The following is a 20,451-nucleotide window of genomic DNA, read 5'->3' as shown; positions in this document are numbered from 1 at the left end:
CATAGAGCCGCAGAGCACCCGAAGGAGAAGGAACCTCCTGGCCACGGGGTTGGGGGCTCAGCCGGGCTCAGGGGAACTCACGGGATGTCGCACACAAAGTCGGCGATGCTCTGTCCATCCACCCCTGGGGCACCCTTGTTCGCCCTGACTTCCTCCCACGCTTCTTTGACTTCCCACTTCGAAATCTCAAACGGCTTGGTCTGCGACTTCAACTGGTCCACCGAACTCCTCCCGGACGCAGTCCGGTTGATGCGATCAACACAGTCACGAACGACCCGGCCCCTTCGCTCCACCCCCATTACAGGGGCTTCAGCACTACTACGAGCCGGTCCGCCGGCACGCCCCGCGTCGGTACTCGACCCCTCGCAGTGTCCGCTGCTTGGGGAACTCCCTCTCGCCGCCGCTATGCGGCGGGCTGTATCGGGGCTGCCTTCTCCTGTTCCATGCGGAAGCCGCAGACCGGACTCACGTCGCCTACACGCCGGACACCACCTGGCCAATAGACGGGCACCCGCCAGGCTCATCCCGGGGTCTGTCTCACACCCCGGTTTTGATGTCGTCTGTCTGTCTTTCGACGCGTCAGCAGCGATTCACTTACGTTCGTCTTTCCGGTCCCTACCTGACGTCTCTTACGACGCCTTCTCCTCATCGCTCACCACGACGGTCTTCAGCCAACGCAGCATGAGGTGGTTTGAAGCCTCCCCCCGCAGGGCGGCTCCGAAGGGCCACAAAACCTTCATCTTCCGCACAGCACCACTTATGGAAGCTTGCCTACAACCAACTCCCTTTCATGTTCAGGACACAAGAGACCGGACAGTTGAGTGGCAGCTGAGGCGTGGCTGTCCGGGGAGACGGTGGCGGATCCGTTACCCGCGTACGGCGATCCCGTGCCCGGTGGCGTCCCGGGCCGGTTCGGGGGCCGACCAGCGCGCCAGTGACACGCCGCTTTCGGCGGACAACTGGCAGGTCATCGCGGTGGCCTGAGCCCGCCGCAGCGGCGTGAAGGCGCTCGGGCGTCCCGAGCGCCGGCGGTCTGCTGATGCAGAGGCTGACCGGCCGTGCCCGCACCGCCTGGCCGCAGCTGGGCCCGACCGGAGAGTCTCAGCCGGTGGCGACCTTCGCGACCAGCTCGCTGATCTGATCGACCGCGGCGGAAGGACCAGGGAAGAATCGGTTCTTGGTCAGCGCGAAGGAAATGCCGGTTGCGGTGTCGGCATACGCCGCGCTGCCTCCCATGCCGGGCATGCCGAAAACGCTCAGCGTCTCCTGCGGGTTGGCTCCGGGCCGGCCGAGGCTGTAGCCCAGCGCGCGCGGCATCGGGAAGCCGACCATTTGGTCGACATCGGCTGTGGCCAGGGCTGTGACCTCAACCAGCCGCTCGTCCGAGACCAGCCGGACACCATCCACCTCACCGACCAGCGCGGCGTACATCCTGGCCACCGCGCGGGCGGACATCGTGCCGCCCGAGGGAATGTCCGAAGTGAGCACCACGGCGTCGTTGCCGTATGTGGCGCTGGGGGTCACGGCGGGCGGCGTGGCCTTGAGCATCGGCATGTCGGCGGGTACCGCTGCCATCATGGCGGCGGTACCGGGCGCCTCCTCGAGTCGGGCGAGCCGGCCGAGCTCGGACTCCGGGACGCCGAAAAACAGCTCGTCGGCGATGCCCAGCGGAGCCGCCACCTCCTGCCTGAGTACCTGCGAGATCGGCTTGCCGGTGGCCCGGCGGACGATTTCGCCCATCACGAAGCCCCAGGTCATCGCGTGGTAGCCGGTCTTGGTCCCGGGCTCCCACCAGGGCTCGGAGTCGGCGATCAGGGCACACATCCTGTCCCAATCGGCCAGGTCCTGCACCGTGAGGTCGGACGGCACTGCCGGGACGCCGATGGAGTGGGTCAGCGCGTGGCGAATGGTCGCCTTGTTCTTGCCGTGGGCGCCGAACTCGGGCCAGAGGTCCACGATCGGCGTTTCATAGTCAAGGGCGCCGCGGTCTGCGAGGACGTGCACCACCGTCGCAGTCACACCCTTGCCGGTGGAGGCGCTGTAGAACGGGACGTCCGAGGTGACCGGACGGCGGCTGTCCGGATCGGCGACGCCCGCCACCGCGTCCACCACCAGCTCACCGTGCTGGTACACCGCGACCTGGATACCCAGCTCGGCACCCGACTCCACCAGATGGTCAATGGCCTGTTGCACAAGCTTCTGCATGATGTTCATGCCCTCTCGATCTTTGGCTGCGGCGCTTTTGGGCACCGTTCACCCGAGGGTCGATACCAACGGTGAGAACTCGACATCTCCACAGCGCCACTCGGTGCTGCCCGACCACCAGGCCGGCCAAGCTGGGGATGATCTGGGACGAGAACCCAAACGAATGGGCACATGCGCCCGCCCATGCGCGGCCCGCACCGGCCACCCGGCCATCGCCACCGCACCGCGGGGGCCCGGCGGCGTCAGCATCGGCTGGATGCTTCAATCCGGCCGCCGGGCGGCCACCCTACTGGCCCGGGGTTCGAGGTAGCGCCGCTCGGCGATGCTGGCGGTGGACTTCGCGGCGCGTTGGTGGTGTTGGTACGCCCCGACCATGTCGCCTGCCTTCTCCAGCAGATGCGCCCGCACGGACAGCAGCCGGTGGTGCCCGTCCATCTGCTTGTCACCGTCCAAGGCGGACAGCAGGCGGCTTCGCCGACAGCCCCGAGGGCACCCTCGGCTGTGCCTGCCAGCCAAGGTCCCACGAAAATCCCGCGGCTCGCCGTCCGAGCCGACGCCTGTGCCGAGCCGACCGATCGCTTGCCCTTTACAACTATCTCCGGCCGTTACACATGCCTGCGACTTTCCGGGGTAGATGACACCGCGGTACCGGCCTGAGCTGGGCCCCTGGTTGAGTCTATTCGCACTGCTTGACACCGGAAGGTCGTTCTCTGCTGCCACCTGCGCCTGTTTCGCGACGAGTGTGCTCAGCCTTCGCTGCGACAGAACACGTGCCATCGAATGTTGAGCGGTGTTGTGCCACCGAAGTTTGAGTGAGGGTCAGTCGGACCACCGAACACACCAGAACAACACACCGGGCTCCGCGCAGCGGTGCCCGGTGCGTGTGCTGCCGGTGGTACCAGACGACACCAGCGGCCACGGCCTCCCGTCAGTGGAACTGGCCAGGCTGGTAGTCGCCGGCGGGTTGCTGGATGATGACGTTCGCCCGGTTGAAGGCGTTGATGAGGGCGATGCCGCACACCAGGGCAGCCAGTTGCTCCTCGTCGTAGTGCTTGGCAGCGTTCGCCCAGGCCTCGTCCGTGACCCCACCGGCCGCATCCGCGATGCGGGTGCCCTGCTCCGTCAGCTCCAGCGCGGCCCGCTCGGCCTCGGTGAAGACCGTGGCCTCCCGCCACGCCGCGACCAGGTTGAGACGTACAGAGGTCTCACCGGCAGCAGCGGCGTCCTTGCTGTGCATGTCGGTACAGAAGCCGCACCCGTTGATCTGACTGGCGCGGAGCTTCACCAGATCCTGCGTCGCGGTCGGCAGCGTCGAGTCCTCAAGCACCTTTCCTGCCGCAATGATGTGCTTGAAAACCTTACCGATGGTAGGACTGCTGAAGGCGTCCAAACGGGCACTCGTGACTCCTCCCCCACCTGAGGGTGGGGGCTTCTCGCTATGCCGGTTGGGCTTCGCGACGGACCAGCCCGGCCCGTAGAACGTTCAGGGCGCCCACCGTGTCCGCATGCGCGTGGTGGCCGCACGAGACGCAGTGGAACTTCTCCTGGGTGGGCCGGTTCTCCTTGACGGTGTGCCCGCACCGAGGGCACCGCCGGGAGGTGTTGCGGGGGTCCACCGCCATCACTTCCCGTCCGGCGCATTCTGCCTTGGCGGTGAGGATCGTCAGGAACACCCCCCATCCGGCATCAGCGATCGAACGGTTCAGCCCGGCCTTCGCGGCGGCCCCGTTGGGCAGGAAGCCGCCCGGCGTGGCGGGGTCCGGCTTCGGAGCCGGGGCCTTGCTCATGTTGCGGACCCTGAGGTCTTCGTGCGCGATGAAGTCGTGTTCGCGTACGAGGCCGAGCGCGGTCTTGTGCGCGTGGTCCAGGCGCTGACAGCGGACCTTGCGGTGCAGCCGGGCCACCACCTCTACGGCCTTGCGGCGACGCTTGCTGCCGCGCTTGCACCGGGCGAGGGCCCGCTGCGCGGCATCGAGCCTGGCGGCGGCCTTCGCCCCGTGACGGGGGTTGGGCACGAACTCGCCGCCCGAGTCGGCCAGGAAGTTCGTTATCCCCATGTCGATGCCGACCACGGAACCGGTCCGGGGAAGCGGCTCAGGCGCGGTCTGCTCGGCGGTCAGGATGACGAACCAGCGCCGCCCTTCACGCTTGACGCTGACCGTCTTGACCTTGCCGACCACCGGCCGGTGCCGGTGCACCTTGACGTGCCCGACGCCCTGGAGGCGGACGCGGGTGACGGGATCATGCGGAGTCGAGTCCCAGCGGCAGCCGTCACCGTCCTTCGGGAAATCCACGGTGTCGAACCGCTTGCCCGAACGAAAACGCGGATACCCCGGCGCCTCTGCGGCCTTCACCCGCCGGAAGAACGCCGCGAACGCCTTGTCCAGCCGCCGCAACGTCGCCTGCTGAGAAGAGAACGACCAACGGCCCTGACGCTCCAGGTCGAAGGCCCGGATCTCCTTGAGCTGCGCGGACTGCTGCCCGTACCGAACCGTCGTCCTCGAGCCGTGCCGATAGGCGTCCCGGCGTTCTTGCAACGCGCCGTTGTAGAGCGAGCAGTGATCACGCAGCATCTCGGCGAGCGCGCCCTGCTGGCCCACGGTGGGCCGCATCAGGAACTTGTACGCACGAATCATCCGGCCCACCCCCCTTCGGCTGTCGTGATCAACATAGTGCAGGCCACTGACAACGCAGCGAACTCCGGCGCTTCGCGCCTCCGGGCCGAGGATGCGTTTCCCTCCCCGGCTGAAGCCGGGGATACCCACGCAAGATCACGGATGGAGCAGCCTCTCCTCCTTCCGGGCCGAACGGACCCGACGCGCAACGTTCTTGACGCAGCTGTCATCGCGGCCCGACCCCGGTATCAACGCACACCGAGGTCCCTTGGGAGCAGATGCGCCACGCCCTGGCGGCAGGGCGGCGTGGCGTCGCCGATCGGCGACGGTTCAAGACAGGCAGCCAGCGGAGGGAGATGCCGAGGGAGTTCGGCGCCTGGTCGACTGTCCACAACCGCTTCCGGCAGCGGCGGGACGCCGGTGTCTTCGAAGCCCTTCTCGATGGCGTGATCGCGGAAGCTGCAAAGCGGGGTGAGGTCGGCTTGTTCCTGGTCAGCGTTCCCGCTCTGACGCCTCGACCGAAGGTGGTGACGGCCCCCACGAGCCCGCAAAAGCCCTCGGCGGACCAGATCGTCCGAGGTCTCTACGACCAGCTCGGCGGCAGGCGGCCTGGAACGACCCACATCCGTGACGCCCTGAAGGCCGCGGGTCTCCCGTGCTCTGACGGGACTTACCGGGAAGCGCGCCAGCGCGTGGAGGCGAAGGAGGGTATCGGCTCGATCTTCCAAGGCGCCTGGTGGCCCGGACGCTGGGGCTCACCCCGTCCGATGCAACCTGTCGACGGTATACCTCCGATGATTTCAGCTCATGCTCGCCGCAAGCACCCTTGACAGGCTTCATTAGGCACCCTCAAGATCCATAGAACCGATGTTTGAGTGTTCAGTCGGATGCCAGGAGATCTCACTCGCACACGGCTGCTGAAGCAGCGGAAGGACAGTGACGATGCACCCCCAAGTCACCAGATTGACCAGAAGTTTGAAGGCGGCGTTCGCGACAGCCGCCCTCGTGGCCGGTTGTGCTCTGGCCGCTGGCAGCCCGGCCCAGGCCAATCCAGCCCCGAAGCCCATCGATGCCTACCCCGCAGCGATCCCGCTGAGCACCGACACGAACACCGCCAACTGGGAGAAGCTCCAGTTCGGCATGTTCGTGCACTGGGGCATGTTCTCCTCCTACGGTGGCTACTACAACGGGGCGCAGCAGACCATCGGCTACCCGGAGCAGATCAAGGCGTGGATGAACATCCCGACCTCCGACTACCTGGCCAACGCGCACCAGTTCACCGCCGACAAGTTCGACGCCGCCCAGTGGTGCGCCACCGCCAAGGCGGCGGGTGCAAAGTACTTGGTGCTCACGTCGAAGCACCACGACGGCTTCGCCATGTGGGACACCGCGACCACCGACTACAACGTCGTCGCTCAGACACCGTTCGGCCGTGATCCGATCAAGGAGCTGAGCACCGCCTGTCGCGCTCAGGGCATGGGCTTCGGTCTGTACTACTCCATCATCGACTGGACGTTGCAGACCCCCGAGCCGTACCAGAACCTCAACCCGATTCCCGACTCGATGATGCCGTACATCAAGTCGCAGCTGACCGAGTTGCTGACGAAGTACGGGCAGCTCGACGAACTGTGGTTCGACATGGGCAAGCCGACCGCCGCACAGAGCGCGGAGATGGCGGCGACGGTGCACCGGTTGCAGCCACAGACCATGGTCAACTCCCGGGTCTGGAACAACAAGGGCGACTTCGAGGTCGGCGGCGACAACTCGGTGCCGACCAAGCAGCTGCAGGCGCCGTGGCAGTCTGCCTACTCGATCTTCCCGAAGTGCTGGGGCTACTGCACCTGGCCGAGCGCCGATCGCTCCGACGCCTCCAAGACGTCCAAGACCACCCAGCAGGTCAGGTCCCTGTTCACCGTGACATCGGGCGGCGGCAACTACCTGTTGAACGTCGGACCGCAGGGCAACGGTGCCATCGACGACTTCCAGGCCGGTGTGATGGCCGGAATCGGCGCCTGGAATGCACGCCACCCCAACGCCGTCGAGGGTGCCCGGCCGACGCTCTACGGCCGGATGTCCTGGGGCGACAGCACGATCAAGGGCAACGCGGTCTACCTCGGCGTGAGCAGCTGGCCGAACGGCGGTGGCGACATCAGGCTGCCCGGTATGGCCAGCACGATCCTCGACGTCACGGTGGACGGCACGGCTGACCAACTGCCCTACCGGATGGACGGCAACGATCTGGTGATCACGCTGCCGGCTCAGCCGACCGATGCCGACCTGCCGGTCATCAAGGTGCACACGGACGGTGCGCCGCTCGTGCGGCCGGCCGGCACCGCCGTCAGCGCGGACCGGCACTTCACGATCGACGCCGGTTCTCTGACCAGCCGGCTCTCACCCATCAACGGCGGCCGCGATGCGTCCTCCGTGACCGGGTGGCTGGCCGGCCAGGACGGCAACAGCGGTTGGAACGCGGCCAGGGTCACCGTGTCCGGCACGTTCAAGGCGGACACGAAGTACCGGATCACCCTCGGTGAGACGTCCGTGGTAGCCACTGGAGCGCAGCTGACTGCCGGAGCGGTGGACGGCCTTCGGTACCGATCGCAGCGGATCACGCCGATCACGATCGCGCTGGCCGACCCCGACTACTTCGCTGATCCGTTGGGGGCGACCGTCACGAACATCACTGTCGACGGCTACCGCGAGAACTCCTGAGCGTCCGATCCCGGTGCCGGCTTCCCTCACGAGCCGGGACCGGGGTCCTCGCTCCGGCTCGTGAGCGCCGCGGGCGGTGGGGGGCACCGCGTCCTGACCCACCGCACCGACGCGGCCGGCCGGCGCGGTGCCGCTCCGACCGGCCGGCGAGTCAGGGCCGGGCTGCCGGTCAGCGGCTCGCGTACGGCAGCAGCGCCATCTCGCGGGCGTTCTTGACGGCGGCGGCGAGGGCGCGCTGCTGCCGGGCGGTCACGCGGGTGATGCGTCGGTTGCGGATCTTGCCGCGGTCGGAGATGAACTTACGGAGCAGGTCGGTGTCCTTGTAGTCGATGTACGTGATATCGGCCGCGTCGAGCGGGTTGGGGCGGGCCTTGGCGGGCTTGCGGGGGTCGGGTCGTCGGGCCATGGGTGTCTCCTTCGTACAAGAGGTTCGTGTGCGTGGCCGCGTTCAAGCGGCGTCGAGGAGGGTGTCGAAGGCCGGGGGCAGCCGTTTCCAGGCCTCGCGCCCCGAGGCGTACTCCGTGTCGGTGAGCAGGCAGGAGTCGAGGAGGCGTTCCAGGCCGTCCCGGTCCAGGCCGGGGGACGTGAAGACGAGATGCTGGCAGCAGTCGCCGTGCTCGGGGTGCCAGTCGAGGGCGGCCGCCGCCCGGCGCACGGGCGGGACCAACTCCCAGGCGGCATCGGGCAATGACGCCAACCAGGGGCCGGCGTTCTCCACGGACAGCGCTCCGCCGGCCGCGTCCCAGGCGAGCAGCGTGTCGGGGCGGTCAGCGAGCCAGAACCGGCCGCGGCTGCGGGCGGCGGCGCAGCACAGGTCCTCGAGCGCCTGGTAGAGGCGTTCGGGGTGGAAGGGCCGGTGGCGGCGCCAGACAAGGGTGGTGACGCCTGCTTCGTCGGCGTCCTGGGGCAGCAGCGCGCAGGCGGGGTGCTGGGCGGCTGCGGCGGCCTCGACGTCGAAGCCGGCGAGCGCCGCCCGGGCGAGGTCGAGGGAGGCGGCGGGCATACGCCGGGCGGTGGGGTGCAGTTGGGCGAGGAGCGCGCGGTCCTCGTCGTCGGCGTCCGCGCTGTCGACGACGGCGAGGACGGGGGCGTACTCCAGCTGGCGAGCCCAGGTGTCGCCGATGGTCCTCCGGTCGGTGGGGGCGGCGGCGAGGCCGGCCTCGGCGAGGTCGTCGCCGTTTCCGAGGTACGGCAGTACGAGCGCGGGGTCGACGGCGGTGATCACGCTCGTCACGGTCAGCCGGTCGCCGCCGTGTGCGGCGATGACCTCCGCCATGGCCTTCGGTTCGACGGAGTCCCACAGTTCAACGACGGCGAGCCGGGTGGTGCCGTCGCCGGCCAGCCGTTCCAGTTCCGGGACGAGGTCCTCGCGCAGCGCACAGCAGGCGCAGTCGTTGACGAGGGGCGTCTCTCCTCGGGACAGGACGCCGTCGGCGTCGCGGACCGTGCGCCGCACGGTTCCGGCGGAGGCGCCGGTCAGGTCGTGGTGCAGGGCCACGCTTCCCGGCACCGCCAGCAGGAGTCGCTCGACGGCCTCCTTGCGAGCCTCGGTATGGAGCCCGGCGACGACCGCGACGGGCAGCTGGTACGCGTGGTTCACCGGCGGGCTCCGTAACGGCGCTCGAAGCGTTCGACGCGGCCGGCGGTGTCGAGGACGCGTGCGGTGCCCGTATAGAAGGGATGGCTCGCGGAGGAGATCTCCACGTCGACAACGGGGTAAGTGTTGCCGTCCTCCCAGTCGACGGTCTTGACGCTGGTCATCGTCGAGCGGGTGAGGAAGGCGGTGCCGGAGGCGGAGTCGCGGAAGACGACGGGCCCGTAGGCGGGGTGGATGCCGGGCTTCATGGCAGGGACCTTTCGGATGCGGCGGGGGTCAGCGTTCTTCGCGGAAGTCCACGTGGCGGCCGACCACGGGGTCGTACTTGCGGAGCACCAGGCGGTCGGGGTCGTTGCGGCGGCTCTTTCGGGTGACATAGGTGAACCCGGTGCCCGCCGTGGAGCGGAGCTTGATGACCGGGCGGATCTCGTTGCGTGCCATGGGGCTAGTATATGACAACGATTTTCATCGCCAATAACGCCCCCCGATCGAGAGAGGCACCCGCACCCATGTCCGCTCACTGCCAACTGACCGGCACCAAGCCGGGATTCGGTAACCACATCTCCCATTCACACCGGCGCACCTCGCGCCGCTTCGACCCGAACATCCAGCGCAAGCGCTACTGGCTGCCCAGCGAGGGGCGGTACGTCCGCCTGACGCTGAGCGCCAGGGCGATCAGGACCGTGGACACGATCGGCGTCGAGGCCACCGTGGCCCGAATCCGCGCACGCGGAGGGAAGGTCTGATGGCGAAGAGCAGCAAGATCGCGAAGAACGAGCAGCGCAAGGCGGTCGTCGCGCGGTACGCCACCCGCCGCGCCGAGCTCAAGGCGATCATCCGCCGACCGTCGTCCACCGCGGCCGAACGGGAGGCTGCTCTCGCGGAGTTGCGCCGCCAGCCGCGCGACGCCAGCGCCACCCGCGTACGCAACCGCGACAGCGTGGACGGCCGACCCCGGGGCTACCTCCGGAAGTTCGGACTCTCCCGGGTCCGGACCCGCCGGCAGGCCCATGCGGGATTCCTGCCCGGAGTGACCAAGTCCTCCTGGTAGGCACCACGCCGCCGCACGACGGATGCGGGCGGGCGCCATGACCACGGAGCCCGCCCGCACACCCCTCCTCTAATTCGCTTCACCACTCCCCCGTCAGCACCCCACCAAGGAGCCCCCATGGCCGTCCCCAAGCGCAGGATGTCCCGCAGCAACACCCGTCACCGCCGCGCCCAGTGGAAGGCGACCACCCCCCAGTTGGTGGCCGTCACCGTCGGCGGCGTCGTCCACCAGGTCCCGCAGCGGCTGGTGAAGGCGTACGAGCGCGGCCTCATCCACCCCGAGGGCTGAACCCGTCACCTCGCACGACCGCCTGCCGGTGACCGTTCTGTCTCGTTTCCCCGGTGACCCCGCCCGCCTCGACACCATGGTCACCGTCGTCGACGCCGCGAACTTCCTGCGCGAACTCGAAGGCCGGCGCCGTCGCCCGCTTCGAACCCTCGACGCCCGCGCGTGTGGCCGACGACACGCGAGGCGGCCAGCGCGCGCACGACCTGCAAGTGGTCCTCGATGGCATCGACTTCAGCGATTTCGCCCTTCCCTGAGCACGGGTACGGGCCGGTGCCCGTCGTGGAACTCGGCGAGCAGCTCTGGCGGGGCCGGCGGCGGCAGTCGTCGTGGCTCGCCGTCAGGCCCGAAGCCCGCATCGCTGACGCGCGCCTCGATATGACGGCGTGACGGATAGCCGACACGGGCGCAAACCGCCACGTTGGACCATCCCTATGCGATCTGCGTATCTGTCAAGATGCCACGACCGATGACATGCGCACGGACATCTGACATGCCTACGTCAATAATAGGGAGACTCATGCATCCCATAACGCGTATGGCCTTGGGCGCGGCGACCGCCGCCGTCCTGGCCGTTACCGCGGTCGCGCCTTCGGGGGCGAGCACCCTGTCTGACGGTGCCTCGGGGAAAAGGCCCATCATTGGCAGCGAGAAGAGCACGGCACAGGGTGGCAAGCAGGCGACGGTCACGCTCGTGACCGGCGACAAGGTCACCGTCACCGACCTCGGCCAGGGCAGGAAGACGGTCAGCGTGGACCGCCCGAAGGGGGCCACCGGAGCAGTCCGCACCGAAACGGCGAACGGCCAGATCACCGTCATCCCGGACGAGGCGCTGCCGTATCTGCGCGCCGGCGTCCTCGACGCGCGGCTGTTCGATGTGAGCGAGCTGATACGCCAGGGCTTCGCCGACGGTGACAAGGGCGCTGCGGACGGGCTGCCGCTGATCGTCACCTACGGCAAGAGCGCGCGGAAGGCGCCGAGTGTGCCGCGGGGCGCCGAGAAGGTGCGGTCCTTGCCCAGCGTCGGCGGTTCCGCGGTTCGTGCCGGCCAGGAGGGTGACTTCTGGCGTGCGGTGGCCTCGGATGCCGCCAAGCCTGCCGTGCGCGCGGCGGCTTCGGGCGGCGCCCGCTTCGCCGACGGCATCGAGAAGATCTGGCTCGACGGGCAGGTCAAGTCCGACATGGCCGAGTCCAACGCGCAGATCGGCACGCCGCAGGCCTGGGAGTCCGGACTCACCGGCAAGGGCGTGACGGTCGCCGTGCTGGACACCGGCGTCGACGCCGGGCACCCGGATCTCACGGGACGCGTCTCCCAGTCGAAGAGCTTCATCGAGGGGCAGGAGGTCGCCGACCGCAAGGGACACGGCACCCATGTCACCTCCACCATCGGCGGTACCGGAGCCGCGTCGGACGGCAAGGAGAAGGGGGTCGCCCCGGACGCCACGCTCGCGGTCGGCAAGGTGCTCAGCGACGCGGGTTTCGGCAGCGAGTCGCAGATCATCGCCGGGATGGAGTGGGCCGCCCGGGACGTGCACGCCAAGATCATCTCGATGAGCCTCGGCTCATCGGAGGGCAGCGACGGCACCGACCCGATGGCACAGGCCGTGAACACGCTCTCCAAGGAGACCGGCGCCCTCTTCGTCATCGCCGCCGGAAACTCCGGCGCCCCCGGCACGATCGGCTCGCCCGGCGCCGCCGACTCCGCGCTCACCGTCGGCGCCGTCGACTCCGCCGACCGAGCCGCGTCCTTCACCAGCCAGGGCCCCCGCACCGGCGACAACGCCCTCAAGCCCGACGTGTCCGCGCCCGGCGTGAGCATCCTCGCCGCCCGCTCCCAGCTGATCAGCGGCAGCGGCTACTACACCTCGCTGAGCGGTACGTCGATGGCGACGCCGCATGTCGCGGGCGTCGCCACGCTGCTCGCCCAGCAGCACCCCGACTGGACCGGCGCGCAGCTCAAGGACGCGCTGATGTCGACCTCGAAGCAGCTCGGCGCCTCCGCGTACGCACTGGGCGCGGGCCGGGTCTCCGTGCCCGCCGCGATCAACGCGCGGATCACCGCGACCGGCAGCGCCGACCTCGGCTTCTACAGCTGGCCCTACGCCGACAACAAGCCGGTGACCAAGACGCTCACCTACTCCAACTCCTCCAACCAGCCGGTCGAGCTGAGCCTGGCCGCGCAGGGCGCTCCCGACGGCGTCGTCTCGCTCGCCGACACGTCGCTGACCGTGCCCGCGCACGGCACCGCGTCCACCACGGTGACCGGTGACGGCGCGAAGGCCGCCGTCGGCAACACCAGCGGACAGATCGTGGCGAGCACCGACGGTGCCCCCGTCGCGCACACCGCCTTCGGTCTGGTGAAGGAGAACGAGCGGTACACGCTCACCGTCCACGTCAAGGACCGCGACGGCGCCGCGACCGCCGCACGCCTCGTGCTGCAGCAACTCGCCAAGGGCAGCGACCCGTTGCCGGCGTATGTCGGCGACTCCGGCACCCTGAAGCTGCGGCTGAAGCCGGGCACGTACAGCCTGACGTCCTTCCTCGACGTGCGCGGCAGCCACGGCGCCGACTCGCTCGGCCTCGGCTTCCTCGCCGCCCCGCAGATCACCCTCGACCAGGACCGCGAGGTCACCCTGGACGGGCGGCAGCTGAAGGAGATCAGCGCCAAGGTCGACCAGCGCACCGAGACCCGGCAGCTGCTCATGGAGTACAGCCGCAAGGCGAACGGCGCCGACCTGCTCGGCGCGGTCCAGGTGCCCCCGACCTACGACAGCGTCTTCGCCGCCCCCACAGACAACGTCACCGACGGCACCTTCGAGTACCGCACGGTCTGGCGGCTCGGCAAGCCGCTCCTGGAGGTCGAGGCGGGCGACAGTCCGCTGGACGATGCCACCGTCCAGTCCGGCAGCACCCTCACCGACAGCCGCAGCACCGTGCCGGTCGTCGACGCGGGCAGCGGGGCACCGGCCGACTACGCGGGCAAGGACGTGCGCGGCAAGGCCGTCGTCGTCCGCGCCACCGGCGCGATCTCGCCCATCGAGCTGGCTCAGGCGGCCCAGGACGCGGGCGCCAAGGCCCTGTTCGTCACCGACGACAAGCCGGGCCGGCTGATGGCCTTCTTCGGCAACGCCGACCGCACCGACCGGTCGCTGCTCATCGCCACGGTCAACGCCGCGGACGGTGCCCGGCTGCTGGCCTCGGCCAAGTCCGGCGAGCGCGTCAAACTCACGAGCACCCGCAACACGCCCTACGTCTACGACCTGTCCGACGGTCACCCCGGCGCCATCCCGGGCAATCTGACGTACACCCCGAAGAAGAGCGAACTCGCCCGGCTGGACGACAAGTTCCACGCGGTGAAGCCCGCCCCGGGCGGTGAGTTCCGCTTCTCCATCACCGACACCTTCCGTATCGGCGTCGGTTTCCTGGAGCGCATCGACTACCCGGCCGAGCGCACCGCATACGTCTCCACCGGCCCCGGCGAGAAGTGGCACGAGTCCGTGATCACCGTGCCCCGTGCCATCGAGGAGCGCAGCGGCCTGGTCACCTACCGGGGCGGCACGCGCAGTGAGGTCGACTGGTTCAAGCCGGTCTGGCATCCCTGGCTCGGGACCGGGCTCGGCTGGGGCCAGCAGCGGGCCGGGAACGACCTCCAGTTCAACACCCCCGGCTGGGGCGACTCCGGACCCGACCACACTGGATTCGGCGACGTGTGGAATGACATGTCCATCAAGCAGACCACCGAGGTCTACGTCGACGGGGTGCGCGTCGACCGGCGCACCGGCTCGGCCGGGTATGCGCGGAACGCCGATCCGGCCGAGCACACCTACAAGGTCGTCACCGACACCGCGCTCGACCCCGCGCGCTGGAAACTGTCCACGAAGGGCCACTCCGAGTGGACCTTCAAGTCCGCCGCGACGCCCGCCGACAAGTGGACGTTCCTGCCGCTGCTCAACCTCGGCTTCGACGTCGACACCGACCTCGCGGGCAACGTCCGCGCCGGGCAGCGCCTGCCCGTCGGGATCTACTCCGAGTACGTCAAGGGCGCGCCGGACACCGGGACCATCGGCGACGGCACCCTCCAGGTGTCGTACGACGACGGCCAGACCTGGACGTCCGTCGGCCTGGACCGCGACGGGAACAAGGCCGCCTGGCACGGCACCCTGAAGGTGCCCGCCGACGCTCAGTACATCTCGCTGCGCGCAACCGCCGGCGACGACCGGGGCGGAAAGGTCACTCAGGAGATCATCCGGGCGGTCGGCGTGAAGTGACACGCCCCGGCCACTGGAGCCATGGGGTGAGCCGTACGCGGCGCGATCCCGTGTGACAGGACGGCGCCGTCTCCCGTGGGACCCGGGAGACGGCGCCGCTCGTGCGAGTCAGCCCGTCGGTTCGACAATGCCCGGGACGACGTGTTCGCGGGCGGCGTCCTGGAACGGATCCCGGCCGCGCCGTCCGCGCTCGGGCACGTGGTTCCGACGCCCCGGTAGCGGGTGACCGCGCCGGACGCGGACCTGTCAGGCGGGGCGGCCGGGTGCCCGGTCGAAGTCGTCATTGCTCATGCGCAGGAGTGCCCAGCCGGCCCCGGCGAAGCCGACCGCGGCGACGAGCAGTCCGACGCCGGACGCGACATGCCCCGGCATGAAGGGGTGGGTGAAGCCGCCCAGTGCCAGGGCGATGCCCGCCCAGGCCGGCGCGGCGCCGCTGCGCCACAGGGCGAGACCGAGCAGCAGCAACCCGAGGACGATGCCGACGATGAACAGCAGGCCGCCCGTCAGGGCCAACGGGTCCTCCTCCAGGGCCTTCTGAAGCGCGGCCACGGTCGTCACGTCGAGGCCGTTCTTCGCCGTCATGTACGCAAGCAGGTCGCCGCCCTGGTTCAGAGGGAAACCGGCCAGTTGACCGAGGAGCGCGAGGAGCGCTCCGGCGGTGGTGAGCCGGGGCGCGCCCCGGCGGGACACCCAGATCACGGCGAACGTCGCCGGAATCAGCAGGACCAGGAACGGGACACCGAGGTACTGGATGGCGCGGGCCTGGTCGAGGTGGCCGGTGTAGGCCGTCACGGTGTCCTCGAACGACGAGCCCCCGTCGACGGGGCTGAGGATGTAGCTGAGCCCCATGCCGGTCATCGGCAGCGGGGCGACGACGGCGAGCAGGACGCGCCAGAACCCTCGTACGTCTTTCAGCGGCTTGGGCTGCTGCGGCGAGGCCGCCCTGGTCGGCTGAGTGCCGGTGTCGGACTGCATGGTGGAACCTCCGTTCCCGTTGGAGAGGTGAGGGTGGGTCAGCTCGTCTGCGGCGTCTTCGCCGTCCGGCCCACGGCGTACGCGAGGGCCAGGCCGGTGCCGGCGGCGCTGAGAACAAGGCCGATGACGGCGCCGTCCCGGCTCCGGACGAGGGCGACGACCGCGCCGATCAGGTTGAGCGCGCCGACGGTGAGTACGGCGGGCGTGGCCCAGGCGGCGGAGCGGAGCAGAGCGATCGCGGCGACGATGCCGACGGCGCCGAGCAGACTGATCAGCCAGGCGGCCGGGGCCGGGATGCCGTTGCCTCCGTCGTCGAGCGCGATCGGAAGGTTGAGCAGCGACATGGCGAGGGTCGCGATGGCGGCACAGCAGCGGATGGTCCTCATGGCGGCCTCCTGGATACGGCGATTGCCGGATCAGCGTCGGGCGCACCGGGACCCCCGGCCCAGGGCTCGCCTTCCCGAGTTCGCGGGGTCGCGTCCGGCGCGGGATGCCCCGATTCCCGGGTGGGCCGGGAAGGTTTCCCGGAAACTCGGGAAACGCGGCCGTTGCTGCCGCCGGACGCGGATCGGGATACTCGCCGTATCGACACTCCGCGCGGACACCGGACCCCGGACGGCAGCCGATGGGCCGCCGCGACGCTGGCGGCCGTCCTCGTCGGGGTGGGCTTCCTGCTGTGGTGGGTGACCGCGGGGCACCCGATGCCGGACTCCGGCGGGTACCTGGCCTGGGTGGAGCCGCTGGTCACGATGATCGCGTACGGGGTGACGGGGGCCCTGCTCATCGACCGCCGTCCGGACCTGCCGTTCGGGTGGCTGCTCGCCGGGGCGGCCGTGCTGGTCGTCGTGCAGGTGCTGGCCCTGCCGCCGGCGTACGCGGCCGTCCTGGACGGCGACCGCGGCGTCCCGGCGCGCTGGGGGCTGACCGCCGGGACCTTCGCGTTCGCGCCGGTCGCCGCGCAGGGTCTGATCAACCTCCGGTTCCCGTCCGGGCGGCCGGCCGGCCGGTGGAGCGCGGTCCTCGAGAAGGTGATCATCACCTGCACCGCGCTGGTCATGGTGGGCGGACTGCTCGGGGGCACGACCCTGCGGGATGTCGGGGGCGGCGTGAGCGGGCTCGCCCACCCGCTCACCGGCGGGAGCACGGTCGGCCGGATCGCCGACGCGGCGACTTTCCTGGCGCCCGTGGTGGTGCTGCTCGGGCTGATCGCGGGCATCGGCGTCGTGGTCCGGTTCGCCAGGGCCGAGGGCGTCGCCCGCCAGCAGCTGAAGTGGCGGGCGGTCGGCGTGATCGTGGCGCTGGCGCTGTTCCCGCTCGCCGTGACCGAGCAACTGCCGTCGCTGACGAACAGCGTGGACGCGGTCGTGTTCGTCCTGACTCTGGCCCTTCCGGTGCTGCGCTACCGGCTGTGGTCCATCGACACGATCCTGCGCCGTTCCCTGGTCTACGGCGCGATCACCGCCGCCCTGATCATCGGCTTCGCCGTGCTGACGGGGCTGGCCACCCGCGTGGTCTCCCGGCAGGTCGCGGCCCCCGTCGCCGCGGCGGCCGTGGCACTGTCCTTCGTCCCGCTGCGCGACCGCACGCAACACCTGGTGGACCGCCTCTTCTACGGCGGCCGTCAGGATCCGTACCGCACGCTGCGGGACCTCGGGCAGCGGCTCAACTCCGTCCCGGGCGGCGACGCGCTGGGCTCGTTCGGCCACGCGATGGCATCCGCGTTGCGGCTGCCGTACGTGTCCGTCGAGCGCGCCGACGGAACCCCGGTCGCGTCCTACGGGACACCGGTGGAGCCGCTGGAGCGCCGGCCTCTGCTGTACGAAGGCCAGATCGAGGGCTACCTGGTCGCGTCGGCCCGGCGCGGCGAGGAGGGCTTCGACGACCGCGACCGCGGCCTGCTGTCCGACATCGCCGGTCAGCTCGGTCTGGCGCTGCACACCCGGACCCTGACCGCCGAGCTGGTGCGGTCGCAGCAACGCCTGGTCGCCGCGCGGGAGGAGGAGCGGCGGCGGCTGCGCCGTGAACTGCACGACGGCCTCGGTCCGGTGCTCACCGCCATCGGCCTCACCCTGGACGCGGCCCGCGCACGGCTGGAGACCGACCCGCCCGCGGCCGACAACCACATCGCCGAGGCCCGCGAGGCCGCCGCCCAGGCGCTGGCGGACCTGCGGAAGGTGGTGCACGGGTTGCGTCCGCCCAGCCTGGACGACCTCGGGCTCGTCGGAGCCCTGCGCTCACAGGCCGACCGGCTCACGGCGGGCTCGCCACTGCGGGTCACCATCGAGGCGGGCGAACTGTCCGACCTGCCGGCCGCGGTCGAGGTCGCCGCCTACCGCACCGCCGTCGAGGCGATCACGAACGCGGTGCGCCACAGCGACGGGAGGCAGTGCCGCGTACGCCTGGACGCCTCCGTGCGGGAGCTGGTGCTGCGGGTGGGCGACGACGGTACGTCCGCCGGTCCGTGGCTGCCCGGCGTCGGCGTGACCGCGATGCGCGAACGCACCGCGGAACTGGGCGGACGCTGTCAGGCCGGCCCCAGTCCCGACGGCGGCTCCGTCACCGCCTGGTTCCCGATCCCGGAGAGGCCATGATCCGTGTGCTGCTCGCCGACGACCATCCCCTGGTACGCCAGGGGATGCGAGCGGTTCTCGACACCGTCGACGACATCGAGGTGGCCGGTGAGACCGGGGACGGTCTCGAAGCCGTCCGCCGGGCCGTCGAGCTGCTGCCCGACGTCATCGTGATGGACCTGCAACTGCCCGGGCTCCACGGCATCGAGGCCACCCGGCAGATCCGGACCCGGGTGCCGGACGCGGCCGTGCTGGTCCTGACGATGTTCGAGGACGACGCGACGGTCTTCGCAGCCGTCCAGGCCGGCGCGCTCGGCTATCTCGTCAAAGGGGCCGACGGAGCGGACATCGTCGCCGCCATCCACGCCGCCGCGGCCGGGCAGCCGGTCTTCGGCGCGGCACTGGCGGGCCGGCTGCGGACCTGGTTCGCCTCGCCACCACCACAGGACGGCCCGTTCCCGGAACTCACCGCACGTGAGCGGGACATCCTCGACCACCTCGCGGCCGGTCTTTCCAACACCGAGATCGGCCGGCGCCTGCATCTGTCCGGCAAGACCGTGGCGAACAACGTCTCGGCGATCCTCGCCAAGCTGCATCTCACCCAGCGCAGCCAGGCCATCGTCCGGGCACGCGACGCCGGTCTGGGCCGGCCGCACTGAGAACTCCCCTCTTTTTCCGCTCCGGTTCAGCTCTGCCCCGCGGCGCTCGCCCCGCGCCAACGGATGTGTCCCATTGAGCCGCAGGTTCACCACGGCCGGCTCGGCCCCGCTCGGCAAGGCGGTCAGCACCCGCAGCCCGCCGCCGGCTCGACGCCCTCGGACAGAAGCCGGGGCCACCGCCGCGCTGAAGTTCAACGCCTCACCGATGGCGGTGGGCGTGCCGTAGCGCTCTGCCCGGCGTGGGTCCGTCCCCGCCCTGGGATGAACCATCAGGATCATCAGTTACACGAGGAACAACCGACAACATGTCGTTCCTCTCGGCTTGGAGGAGCTTCCCATGACTGCAGAACTGGACGGATCCACCGCTCTTGTCACCGGCGCCACCGCCGGCATCGGCCGGGCCATCGCCCTTCGCCTGGCAGCGTTGGGGGCCTCGGTCATCGTCCACGGGCGGGACGAGCAGCGAGGTGCTGAGACCGTCAAAGAGATCGCTGCCGCAGGCGGGAAGGCCCGGTTCGTTGCTGCGGATCTGAGCAGCTCTGAAGATGTCCTGCGTCTTGCCGCTGAAGCAGGTGAGGTGGACATTCTGATCAACAACGCCGGTATCTACCGGTTCGCCAGTACGCCGGACACCACCGCCGAGATGTTCGACGCTCAGATGGCCGTCAACTCACGCGCGCCGATGCTCCTGGTCGGTGCCCTCGCCCCGGGAATGGCTGCACGGGGGCGAGGCGCCATCGTGAGTGTGAGCACAGCGGCGGCTACCACGCCGGTGCGGGAAACGGGCGCTTACGGGGCCTCCAAAGCTGCCCTCGAACTTCTCACACGAGTATGGGCTGACGAGTTCGGCGCCCAGGGCGTCCGCGTGAACGCCGTGGCCCCGGGCCCTGTCCATACCCCCGGGACGGAGGAGATGGGAGATGAAACCCTCCAGGTAATCGGGCGAACCACCGTACTGGGGCGGGTCGCAGACCCTGAAGAAATCGCGGAAGCGGTTGTGTTCCTCGTCTCCTCCCGCGCCAGCTACATCACCGGCACGGTTCTCGAGGTACGCGGCGGACAGCTCGCGATCGGGTGACTCCGGGCTGGGCCACGATGGGCATGCCGAACCTGACACCCATGCCCATGATGTCCATGGACTGGTCGGCGGGCACGACGGGAGAGGTCCACACCACGAGCAGCGGCTCGATACCGCTGGTAGCGGGCAGGAACGGGAAGTTCGGTCAAGGCACCTCCTGTCCCCGGGCGCCGTACAGCCGTAGCCCCCCATACCACCACTGAGCCTGGTCGGCCTTGACCACGAGATCGCCCTGCGTGCCGTTGATCTCCCGATGAAACGCGGTGGCACGGGACGTCCCACCGCGGAGGTGCATCGCGGCCACGGCGCCCGACTCCAGCACACCAGTGACGGCGATCTGGTGCGACGGCATTCTCACAGAGCGCGCAGGCCCCGGTCGGCGAAGGCGATCAGCCACTCGAAGCTCTCGTCGATGTCGGCGCTCCACTGGAAGCCTC

21 protein-coding genes and 2 pseudogenes are annotated in these 20,451 nt (G+C 69.8%); 10 read left to right on the top strand and 13 right to left on the bottom strand.

What is annotated here, in order from left to right:
• Nucleotides 1–77: 77 nt before the first annotated feature.
• The 5 genes from ACNPQM_RS39730 to ACNPQM_RS39710 form a co-directional block, all read right to left on the bottom strand.
• Nucleotides 78–221: a hypothetical protein gene (locus ACNPQM_RS39730; RefSeq protein ID WP_418087795.1), complete on the bottom strand. Its 144-nt coding sequence runs from the start codon at nucleotides 219–221 to the stop codon at nucleotides 78–80.
• Nucleotides 222–1,101: 880 nt separating this feature from the next.
• Nucleotides 1,102–2,214, bottom strand: coding sequence for a serine hydrolase domain-containing protein (locus ACNPQM_RS39725; RefSeq protein ID WP_418087794.1), 1,113 nt, complete (start codon nucleotides 2,212–2,214; stop codon nucleotides 1,102–1,104).
• 252 nt (nucleotides 2,215–2,466) lie between these two features.
• A complete protein-coding gene (locus ACNPQM_RS39720) occupies nucleotides 2,467–2,658 on the bottom strand; it encodes a hypothetical protein (RefSeq protein WP_358860957.1) in 192 nt (63 codons plus the stop codon).
• Nucleotides 2,659–3,133: 475 nt separating this feature from the next.
• The gene (locus ACNPQM_RS39715; RefSeq protein ID WP_418087793.1) at nucleotides 3,134–3,595 is read right to left on the bottom strand and encodes a carboxymuconolactone decarboxylase family protein; all 462 of its coding nucleotides are present in this window, start codon (nucleotides 3,593–3,595) and stop codon (nucleotides 3,134–3,136) included.
• Nucleotides 3,596–3,641: 46 nt separating this feature from the next.
• Nucleotides 3,642–4,841, bottom strand: a complete 1,200-nt coding sequence (locus ACNPQM_RS39710) for an RNA-guided endonuclease InsQ/TnpB family protein (protein WP_418087792.1) — start codon at nucleotides 4,839–4,841, stop codon at nucleotides 3,642–3,644.
• A gap of 257 nt (nucleotides 4,842–5,098) precedes the next feature.
• On the opposite strand from ACNPQM_RS39710, the gene ACNPQM_RS39705 reads away from it, so the two are divergent.
• Both ACNPQM_RS39705 and ACNPQM_RS39700 read left to right on the top strand, forming a co-directional pair.
• A complete protein-coding gene (locus ACNPQM_RS39705; RefSeq protein ID WP_418087791.1) occupies nucleotides 5,099–5,650 on the top strand; it encodes a transposase in 552 nt (183 codons plus the stop codon).
• A 133-nt stretch (nucleotides 5,651–5,783) separates the two neighbouring features.
• Complete coding sequence (locus tag ACNPQM_RS39700; RefSeq protein WP_418087790.1) at nucleotides 5,784–7,532, top strand: alpha-L-fucosidase; 1,749 nt, start codon at nucleotides 5,784–5,786, stop codon at nucleotides 7,530–7,532.
• 169 nt (nucleotides 7,533–7,701) lie between these two features.
• On the opposite strand, the gene rpsR is transcribed toward ACNPQM_RS39700, so the two are convergent.
• Genes rpsR through rpmG form a run of 4 tightly spaced genes read right to left on the bottom strand, consistent with a single transcriptional unit; the run spans nucleotide 7,702 to nucleotide 9,570 of the window.
• Nucleotides 7,702–7,938: a 30S ribosomal protein S18 gene (rpsR, locus tag ACNPQM_RS39695; RefSeq protein WP_418087789.1), complete on the bottom strand. Its 237-nt coding sequence runs from the start codon at nucleotides 7,936–7,938 to the stop codon at nucleotides 7,702–7,704.
• Nucleotides 7,939–7,980: 42 nt separating this feature from the next.
• On the bottom strand, nucleotides 7,981–9,132 hold the full coding sequence (locus ACNPQM_RS39690) for a CobW family GTP-binding protein (RefSeq protein ID WP_418087788.1): 1,152 nt from the start codon (nucleotides 9,130–9,132) through the stop codon (nucleotides 7,981–7,983).
• Complete coding sequence (locus tag ACNPQM_RS39685) at nucleotides 9,129–9,377, bottom strand: type B 50S ribosomal protein L31 (protein ID WP_418087787.1); 249 nt, start codon at nucleotides 9,375–9,377, stop codon at nucleotides 9,129–9,131. The genes ACNPQM_RS39690 and ACNPQM_RS39685 overlap by 4 nt, the downstream gene beginning before the upstream one ends.
• Before the next feature lie 28 nt (nucleotides 9,378–9,405).
• Nucleotides 9,406–9,570 (bottom strand): 50S ribosomal protein L33, encoded by a 165-nt coding sequence (rpmG, locus tag ACNPQM_RS39680; protein WP_387165527.1) that lies wholly within the window; start codon nucleotides 9,568–9,570, stop codon nucleotides 9,406–9,408.
• Between the two features lie 68 nt (nucleotides 9,571–9,638).
• On the opposite strand from rpmG, the gene rpmB reads away from it, so the two are divergent.
• The 5 genes and pseudogenes from rpmB to ACNPQM_RS39655 all read left to right on the top strand — a co-directional run bounded on the left by rpmB (nucleotide 9,639) and on the right by ACNPQM_RS39655 (nucleotide 14,732).
• Complete coding sequence (gene rpmB / locus ACNPQM_RS39675) at nucleotides 9,639–9,875, top strand: 50S ribosomal protein L28 (protein WP_418087786.1); 237 nt, start codon at nucleotides 9,639–9,641, stop codon at nucleotides 9,873–9,875.
• Nucleotides 9,875–10,180 carry a 30S ribosomal protein S14 gene (gene rpsN, locus ACNPQM_RS39670; protein WP_418087785.1) on the top strand — a complete coding sequence of 102 codons (306 nt, stop codon included), beginning with the start codon at nucleotides 9,875–9,877 and terminating at the stop codon, nucleotides 10,178–10,180. Before rpmB ends, rpsN begins: the two co-directional genes overlap by 1 nt.
• Nucleotides 10,181–10,297: 117 nt before the next feature.
• The gene (rpmF, locus tag ACNPQM_RS39665; RefSeq protein WP_418087784.1) at nucleotides 10,298–10,468 is read left to right on the top strand and encodes a 50S ribosomal protein L32; all 171 of its coding nucleotides are present in this window, start codon (nucleotides 10,298–10,300) and stop codon (nucleotides 10,466–10,468) included.
• A gap of 22 nt (nucleotides 10,469–10,490) precedes the next feature.
• A pseudogene (locus tag ACNPQM_RS39660) lies at nucleotides 10,491–10,622 on the top strand (GTP-binding protein); the annotation flags it as partial.
• A gap of 363 nt (nucleotides 10,623–10,985) precedes the next feature.
• Nucleotides 10,986–14,732 (top strand): S8 family serine peptidase, encoded by a 3,747-nt coding sequence (locus ACNPQM_RS39655; RefSeq protein WP_418087783.1) that lies wholly within the window; start codon nucleotides 10,986–10,988, stop codon nucleotides 14,730–14,732.
• A gap of 246 nt (nucleotides 14,733–14,978) precedes the next feature.
• Here ACNPQM_RS39655 and ACNPQM_RS39650 read toward each other — a convergent pair whose 3' ends face one another.
• On the bottom strand, nucleotides 14,979–15,707 hold the full coding sequence (locus tag ACNPQM_RS39650; protein WP_358862953.1) for a hypothetical protein: 729 nt from the start codon (nucleotides 15,705–15,707) through the stop codon (nucleotides 14,979–14,981).
• A gap of 38 nt (nucleotides 15,708–15,745) precedes the next feature.
• On the bottom strand, nucleotides 15,746–16,093 hold the full coding sequence (locus tag ACNPQM_RS39645; protein ID WP_418087782.1) for a hypothetical protein: 348 nt from the start codon (nucleotides 16,091–16,093) through the stop codon (nucleotides 15,746–15,748).
• A 162-nt stretch (nucleotides 16,094–16,255) separates the two neighbouring features.
• On the opposite strand from ACNPQM_RS39645, the gene ACNPQM_RS39640 reads away from it, so the two are divergent.
• The 3 genes from ACNPQM_RS39640 (at nucleotide 16,256) to ACNPQM_RS39630 (ending at nucleotide 20,014) form a co-directional block, all read left to right on the top strand.
• Nucleotides 16,256–18,298 carry a sensor histidine kinase gene (locus tag ACNPQM_RS39640; protein ID WP_418087781.1) on the top strand — a complete coding sequence of 681 codons (2,043 nt, stop codon included), beginning with the start codon at nucleotides 16,256–16,258 and terminating at the stop codon, nucleotides 18,296–18,298.
• Complete coding sequence (locus tag ACNPQM_RS39635) at nucleotides 18,295–18,936, top strand: response regulator (protein WP_418087780.1); 642 nt, start codon at nucleotides 18,295–18,297, stop codon at nucleotides 18,934–18,936. Before ACNPQM_RS39640 ends, ACNPQM_RS39635 begins: the two co-directional genes overlap by 4 nt.
• A gap of 337 nt (nucleotides 18,937–19,273) precedes the next feature.
• Nucleotides 19,274–20,014, top strand: coding sequence for an SDR family NAD(P)-dependent oxidoreductase (locus ACNPQM_RS39630; protein ID WP_418087779.1), 741 nt, complete (start codon nucleotides 19,274–19,276; stop codon nucleotides 20,012–20,014).
• Between the two features lie 145 nt (nucleotides 20,015–20,159).
• On the opposite strand, the gene ACNPQM_RS39625 is transcribed toward ACNPQM_RS39630, so the two are convergent.
• A complete protein-coding gene (locus tag ACNPQM_RS39625; protein ID WP_418087778.1) occupies nucleotides 20,160–20,366 on the bottom strand; it encodes a hypothetical protein in 207 nt (68 codons plus the stop codon).
• Nucleotides 20,367–20,368: 2 nt separating this feature from the next.
• A pseudogene (locus ACNPQM_RS39620) lies at nucleotides 20,369–20,451 on the bottom strand (TetR/AcrR family transcriptional regulator); the annotation flags it as partial.

Source organism: Streptomyces sp. NPDC056231 (assembly GCF_048270745.1).
Classification (GTDB): Bacteria; Actinomycetota; Actinomycetes; order Streptomycetales; family Streptomycetaceae; genus Streptomyces.
This window is presented reverse-complemented; position numbering and strand designations above follow the sequence as displayed.

Bases quoted from the DNA above. Each gene is read 5' to 3' on its own strand.
- rpsR (WP_418087789.1), bottom strand. From the start codon at position 7,938: ATGGCCCGACGACCCGACCCCCGCAAGCCCGCCAAGGCCCGCCCCAAC.
- ACNPQM_RS39725 (WP_418087794.1), bottom strand. From the start codon at position 2,214: ATGAACATCATGCAGAAGCTTGTGCAACAGGCCATTGACCATCTGGTG.
- rpmB (WP_418087786.1), top strand. From the start codon at position 9,639: ATGTCCGCTCACTGCCAACTGACCGGCACCAAGCCGGGATTCGGTAAC.
- ACNPQM_RS39645 (WP_418087782.1), bottom strand. From the start codon at position 16,093: ATGAGGACCATCCGCTGCTGTGCCGCCATCGCGACCCTCGCCATGTCG.
- ACNPQM_RS39655 (WP_418087783.1), top strand. From the start codon at position 10,986: ATGCATCCCATAACGCGTATGGCCTTGGGCGCGGCGACCGCCGCCGTC.
- rpmF (WP_418087784.1), top strand. From the start codon at position 10,298: ATGGCCGTCCCCAAGCGCAGGATGTCCCGCAGCAACACCCGTCACCGC.
- ACNPQM_RS39635 (WP_418087780.1), top strand. From the start codon at position 18,295: ATGATCCGTGTGCTGCTCGCCGACGACCATCCCCTGGTACGCCAGGGG.
- ACNPQM_RS39625 (WP_418087778.1), bottom strand. From the start codon at position 20,366: ATGCCGTCGCACCAGATCGCCGTCACTGGTGTGCTGGAGTCGGGCGCC.
- rpsN (WP_418087785.1), top strand. From the start codon at position 9,875: ATGGCGAAGAGCAGCAAGATCGCGAAGAACGAGCAGCGCAAGGCGGTC.
- rpmG (WP_387165527.1), bottom strand. From the start codon at position 9,570: ATGGCACGCAACGAGATCCGCCCGGTCATCAAGCTCCGCTCCACGGCG.
- ACNPQM_RS39710 (WP_418087792.1), bottom strand. From the start codon at position 4,841: ATGATTCGTGCGTACAAGTTCCTGATGCGGCCCACCGTGGGCCAGCAG.
- ACNPQM_RS39685 (WP_418087787.1), bottom strand. From the start codon at position 9,377: ATGAAGCCCGGCATCCACCCCGCCTACGGGCCCGTCGTCTTCCGCGAC.
- ACNPQM_RS39705 (WP_418087791.1), top strand. From the start codon at position 5,099: ATGCGCCACGCCCTGGCGGCAGGGCGGCGTGGCGTCGCCGATCGGCGA.
- ACNPQM_RS39650 (WP_358862953.1), bottom strand. From the start codon at position 15,707: ATGCAGTCCGACACCGGCACTCAGCCGACCAGGGCGGCCTCGCCGCAG.
- ACNPQM_RS39630 (WP_418087779.1), top strand. From the start codon at position 19,274: ATGACTGCAGAACTGGACGGATCCACCGCTCTTGTCACCGGCGCCACC.